General features: G+C 48.8%; 8 protein-coding genes. 1 reads left to right on the top strand and 7 read right to left on the bottom strand.

Annotated elements, in window-relative coordinates:
• A partial coding sequence (locus Q0614_RS07340) for a DUF1104 domain-containing protein (RefSeq protein ID WP_298787673.1) occupies positions 1 to 308 on the bottom strand: 308 nt, incomplete at its 3' end.
• Positions 309 to 627: 319 nt separating this feature from the next.
• On the opposite strand from Q0614_RS07340, the gene Q0614_RS07335 reads away from it, so the two are divergent.
• On the top strand, positions 628 to 1329 hold the full coding sequence (locus Q0614_RS07335; RefSeq protein WP_298062588.1) for a YoaK family protein: 702 nt from the start codon (positions 628 to 630) through the stop codon (positions 1327 to 1329).
• A gap of 70 nt (positions 1330 to 1399) precedes the next feature.
• Here the strand turns inward: Q0614_RS07335 and Q0614_RS07330 are convergent, their stop codons facing one another.
• From Q0614_RS07330 to Q0614_RS07305, 6 genes are all read right to left on the bottom strand, one after another.
• Complete coding sequence (locus tag Q0614_RS07330; protein ID WP_298787670.1) at positions 1400 to 1945, bottom strand: superoxide dismutase family protein; 546 nt, start codon at positions 1943 to 1945, stop codon at positions 1400 to 1402.
• A gap of 65 nt (positions 1946 to 2010) precedes the next feature.
• Positions 2011 to 2679, bottom strand: a complete 669-nt coding sequence (locus tag Q0614_RS07325; RefSeq protein WP_298787668.1) for an ABC transporter permease subunit — start codon at positions 2677 to 2679, stop codon at positions 2011 to 2013.
• Positions 2676 to 3089, bottom strand: coding sequence for a substrate-binding domain-containing protein (locus Q0614_RS07320; protein WP_298787675.1), 414 nt, complete (start codon positions 3087 to 3089; stop codon positions 2676 to 2678). Before Q0614_RS07320 ends, Q0614_RS07325 begins: the two co-directional genes overlap by 4 nt.
• 34 nt (positions 3090 to 3123) lie before the next feature.
• Positions 3124 to 3378, bottom strand: coding sequence for a hypothetical protein (locus tag Q0614_RS07315; RefSeq protein WP_298787666.1), 255 nt, complete (start codon positions 3376 to 3378; stop codon positions 3124 to 3126).
• Positions 3379 to 3492: 114 nt separating this feature from the next.
• Positions 3493 to 4344 (bottom strand): ModD protein, encoded by an 852-nt coding sequence (gene modD / locus Q0614_RS07310; protein WP_298787664.1) that lies wholly within the window; start codon positions 4342 to 4344, stop codon positions 3493 to 3495.
• Between the two features lie 2 nt (positions 4345 to 4346).
• The gene (locus Q0614_RS07305) at positions 4347 to 4844 is read right to left on the bottom strand and encodes a nitroreductase family protein (RefSeq protein WP_005869576.1); all 498 of its coding nucleotides are present in this window, start codon (positions 4842 to 4844) and stop codon (positions 4347 to 4349) included.
• Between the last annotated feature and the right edge of the window lie 69 nt (positions 4845 to 4913).

Raw genomic sequence — 4913 nt, 5'->3', positions numbered from 1 at the left:
TGCTCGACGCTTAGCTTGCCCGCCTGGGCGTTATAGTTTTTTCTAAACTCGTCTAGGAATTTCTCGCGATCCTCGACGCCCATAGCGTCCAGCTTCTTTTTAAACTCCGTCTTAAATCCGCGCTTGAGATCCCTTGCCTGCGCCCTTAGCTCGCCTGCGCGCTTGTCGATCTCAAACGCCGCTTCGCTTAAGCTCTTAGCATCGGCGCCCGCGACTGCAGCATTGATCTGCTCGGGAGTGCTATTTTGAAAATCTGCGGCGAACAGCACGCCCGCGACTAAAACGCCTGCTAAAACAATCTTTTTCATTCTCTCTCCTTTGTGAAAGTTGGCGTGATTGTAGAAAAAAGTCGTGAAGAAAAAGTTAAGCTTCGCAAAAGTCGCAAAGAGGGTTAAATTTTGAAATTTTGCGAGCGCTACCGACAAGTTTGCCTTTGACATACGAGCTTAAATTTATGCGTAAATTTTAAATTTACGTGCGCTCGGGCGTGCAAATTCGTTCTTTCGCGAAGCCGCTTTTAAGCGCATAGAAATCACGCGTAAGCTCATTTTATAAGCATATACAAGTAGGCTAAATTTTAAAATTATTTCAAATCGCTATAATTTTTCAAAAATTTAAGGAAGCTGGATGAAAATTTTAAATTTTGCGCGGACGAGCCTTGGCGCAAACATCTATCAGGGCATGGGTTTTGGCATCGCGATGACGTTTTGCGGCGGTTTTATCGACGCTTATACCTTCATAAAGCGCGGCGGCACGCTAGTGGCGGGGCAGACGGGCAACGTTACCTTTCTCTCGGTGGATTTGGCGACGCGGAATTTTGACGGAGCGCTTACGAAGGGCGTTACGATGCTTGCTTTTATGGCGGGCGTTTTTGCGGTAAGCATACTGCATACAAAACTTCATAGCGCGTTTTGGCGGCTTGCTACGATAGTGCCGCTGATTACGTTTTGCGCCATCGTGGGATTTTTGCCTGCGGATATGCCAGATATCTATATTGTGCCGCCGCTTGCACTGGGGATGGCGATGCAAACGACGGCGTTTAGCGAGGTCGCCGGCAGAGGCTATAACAATGCCTTTACTACGGGCAATCTCAAAAAGACGATGATCTCTTTGGGCGAATACGTAATGCACCGTAAAAGCGAAGATAAGCGCTCGGTTTTCATATACGCAGCCCTCGTAATCAGTTTCGTTGCGGGCGGCATCGCTTCGGCGCTTTTACAAAAGATCTTGGGTTTATATACGATTTTAATTGCGGCGGTGATTTTGGCGGTAACGGCAGGAATTTACGCCCTTATGCTGATTGAGCGCGAGGATCATCTTTCGTCTTGAATTTGCGAGGTTGATTTTATCGAAAAGATTTGCGGAGCGCGAAAGCTCCGCAAAGTATTTTGTCGAGCGCTTATTTTATAACGCCGCAGACCATTCTAGCGCCGCCGCCGCCGAGCGGTTTCGGATGATCGCTGTGGTTATCGCCGCCTACGTGAACCATTAGCGAGTGGCCCTTTAACTCATCGAGGCTCTTGATCTTCGGAGCTAGCACCGGATAGACCGCATTACCCTCGGCATCGACAAAAAGCGCAGGCAGATCGCCCTTGTGGCCGCTATCATCCCAAGCAAACGAGTGCTTTTTGGTGTCGCTCGGATCCCAGTGACCGCCCGCTTTCATGCCTAGGCCCTTCTCATTTGCGCCGCAGTCGGCGTTTTGATGCACGTGAAAGCCGTGCACGCCGCTAGCAAGACCCTTTAAATTCGGGAAAAACGCCACGCCGTAGTTCGTCTCGACCGCTACGACCTCGCCGACGCTCACGTTGCCCTTCTCGCCCAGCTGCTCCATAGCGATGACGAGGTGCTTGCCCGTCTTAGGATCGAAATTTTGCATATCGCCGTGCTCGTGAGCGATCAAGGCGCTTGCGACTAAAATTGATGAAATTAGAAATTTCTTCATAATAAATCCTTTAAAATAAAATGCGAGTGCAATTTTATCCAAAAATACTTAAAAAATAATTTTTCTTATTTAGATAAATTTTGCTTTTTATCTAAAAGACTTATCGCGAAGAATAAGATCAAGCTGAAAATCACGAGCAAAAGGCTTAAAATCAGCGCCCGCTCGTTTTCTCCGTCATACACGGCGCCCATGATCGCAAGGTCTAGCGTGTCAGTTTTACCCACGATGTTTCCGCCCAGCATCAGCGTGATACCCACTTCGCCAAGCCCGCGCGAGAGCGCTAAAATAAGCGCGGAGCCGAGCGTTTTAAGCGAGCTAGGAAGAATGACGAAGAGGAAAATTTGAACTCTATTTTTGCCTAAAATTTGCGCGGCTTCGATTAGGCTTTTCGGAAACAGCTCAAAACTCGCACACACGGGCTTTACAAACAGCGGCAGCCCCACCAAAAATGCGGCGATTACCAATGAAGAAAAGTTAAAAACGATGTCTAAATTTAACGCAGAGCCAATAAATCCACTCTTTCCAAAAACATAAAGCAGCAAAAATCCCGTCGCGATCGGCGGGAAGATGAGCGGAAAAATCACTAAAATTTCGACGATCTTTTTAAATTTAGCTTTGCTGAAAGCTAAAAAATACGCAATCGCAAGCCCTGCCGTAATCAGTAGCAAAAAGCTGCAAAACAGGGCTTTGACGCTTAAAAGCAAAGGATGCGCGATCCAAGCGATATCGCTCATTTAAGACCGAATTTTGAAAAAATCTCTTTTGAGCGATCCGACTTAAACTCCTCCATCACCTTTTCGCAAAGCGCCTGCTCGCTGCACGCGCTAAGCATTGCGATGCCGATGTATGCGGGGCTGTAGAGGCTCTCGTCGATGTAGATGATCGAGCCGAACTCATCTTTTTTGGCGACCGCTTCGGTGCTGTTGATAAAGCCCGCCTGCACCTCGCCGTTGATGACGTAAGCGACCACCTGCGGCACGCCTGCAACGGCTAAAATTTTATCTTTTACCCCATCCATCTTGGCGTTTTGTAAAAACTCGTTCGTCCTGATACCGTAAATCGCCTTTTTAGGATCGGGCATCGCGATTTTATCGAACTTTGCGATCTCGGAGGCATCGTTTATTTTGATATTTTTCGGCGTCACCAAAACAAGCGTACCGCGGCCGATGCGTCCAAATTTAGTGATATTTAGATCGCTTTTTTTTCAAAAACGCCTCGTCGCCCACGATGAATGAAATTTTATTCTCGCGCGATTGAATGACGAGCTGGTCGAGGTTGGCAAACGATCCCGCCACGTCCATGCCCTCTTTTTTCAAATTTTCTATCACGGCAGAGACGGGCTTTTTATATCCGCCGCCGGCTGCGATTATCAGCTGATCCGCGCAGAACGAAACGCTTGCTGTAAGCGCTAAAATAAAAGCAATTTTTTTCATGAAAATCCTTTTTTGAAATTTTAGGAATTCTACAAAATATACTCTTATTTATTAATAAATCGCGTTTTTATGCCTTGTTTTAGACTTCTGCGCCTTAAATTTAAAATTTAATATTTAGATAAATTCTATCTTTCCGCCTAGATCGCACACGCCCTGATTCCAAACCGCCGAGCTTACGAGCACATCCGCGCCGGTAGCTGCAAACTCTGCGCAGTTATTTTTATTTATACCGCCCGCGGCGCAAATTTTAATCTGCGGCGCCGTCTCATCTCGCCTCAAAACGCAGGCTCTAAGCTCGCTAGGGCTCATCTTATCGCACATTATCGCATCAGGCGCGTATTTTAAAAGCTCGCTAAATTCGAGCTCGCTCGCTACTTCGATCATTATCTTTCGCTCGGGCGCGCGCTCTTTAAATTTAGCGATCTGCGCGCAAAACTCGCTAAAGCTCGCAAACGCGCGGATGTGGTTTGAAAAAAATAGGACGCTGTCGTGCAGCCCCAGGCGGTGCATCGTTCCGCCGCCTGCGATCAGCGCATTTACGCAAAGCTCCTTCGCAAAAGGAAAGCTCTTGCGTGTCGCACCCAGCACGCAGCGCGGATTAGCCTCTCGCATCAGCGCAACCATCTCGTGCGCGTAGGTCGAAATTTTGCAGGAGTACTCAAACACGATCTGAACGATCTTCCAAGCTTTATGCAAGCTCTCAAAGCTCCCCTGCGCGCTAAAAATTTCATCCCCTGCGCAAAATGCGCTTCCCTCGCGCGCTAGTCGCTGCGTCTCGCAACTGAAGCGCGCCGCCACTTCGCGCGCAATCCCCCCGCCGCTAAAGATCAGATCTTGCCTCGTTACGATCGAAAGCCGCGCGGGCGCGCCCAAATCCACGCAGCCGCGCAAAAGCTCGGTCGTAAGGTCCAAAAACGCGCCGTCGCTAGCGATTAGATCGTCGATTTTACTCTGCGAAATAAACATATCTAGCCTACGAAGTGAATTTTAGCGGGCTCAAAGCGTGAATGCGCCTTTGTGACGCGAGACGGAAAGCCCAAAGGCATAATGCAAAACGCCTCCAAATGCCCAGGCAGATCCAAAATTTCTCTTACGCGCTCCATCGCGTAAATATCGGGCGCTACGCCCAGCCACGTGGTGCCAAGCCCCAGATGGTGCGCCGCTAGCCAGAGATTTTCTGCCGCACAAGCGCAGTCGTAGCGAGCGTAGGGCTGGAATTTTAAGCCGCTTTTGCGCGTGCAGACCACGATCGCAAGCGGCGCATCTTTCGTGCAGCCGCCGTAGGTGCCGACGCTGCTAAGTAGAGTAAGCGCGGTGCGGTCGCGTACTACGTAAAACTCCCATGAGCGCTGATTGCCCGCGCTAGGGGCTTGCATCGCGGCTTTTAGCACGAGCTCGATCTGATCGTCGCTCGGCATTTTTTCGGTAAAATTCCGCACGCTCGTGCGTGTAAAAATTTCATTCATCGCTGCTCCTTTAAATTAAATTTCTAAATTCCGCTTTTTGCGAGCGGTAAAAAATGGAATTTAGAAGTA

Origin of the sequence: uncultured Campylobacter sp. (assembly GCF_937997595.1) — a bacterium.
Taxonomy (GTDB): Bacteria; Campylobacterota; Campylobacteria; order Campylobacterales; family Campylobacteraceae; genus Campylobacter_B.
This window is presented reverse-complemented; position numbering and strand designations above follow the sequence as displayed.

Bases quoted from the DNA above. Each gene is read 5' to 3' on its own strand.
- Q0614_RS07315 (WP_298787666.1), bottom strand. From the start codon at position 3,378: ATGAAAAAAATTGCTTTTATTTTAGCGCTTACAGCAAGCGTTTCGTTC.
- Q0614_RS07335 (WP_298062588.1), top strand. From the start codon at position 628: ATGAAAATTTTAAATTTTGCGCGGACGAGCCTTGGCGCAAACATCTAT.
- Q0614_RS07325 (WP_298787668.1), bottom strand. From the start codon at position 2,679: ATGAGCGATATCGCTTGGATCGCGCATCCTTTGCTTTTAAGCGTCAAA.
- Q0614_RS07305 (WP_005869576.1), bottom strand. From the start codon at position 4,844: ATGAATGAAATTTTTACACGCACGAGCGTGCGGAATTTTACCGAAAAA.
- modD (WP_298787664.1), bottom strand. From the start codon at position 4,344: ATGTTTATTTCGCAGAGTAAAATCGACGATCTAATCGCTAGCGACGGC.
- Q0614_RS07330 (WP_298787670.1), bottom strand. From the start codon at position 1,945: ATGAAGAAATTTCTAATTTCATCAATTTTAGTCGCAAGCGCCTTGATC.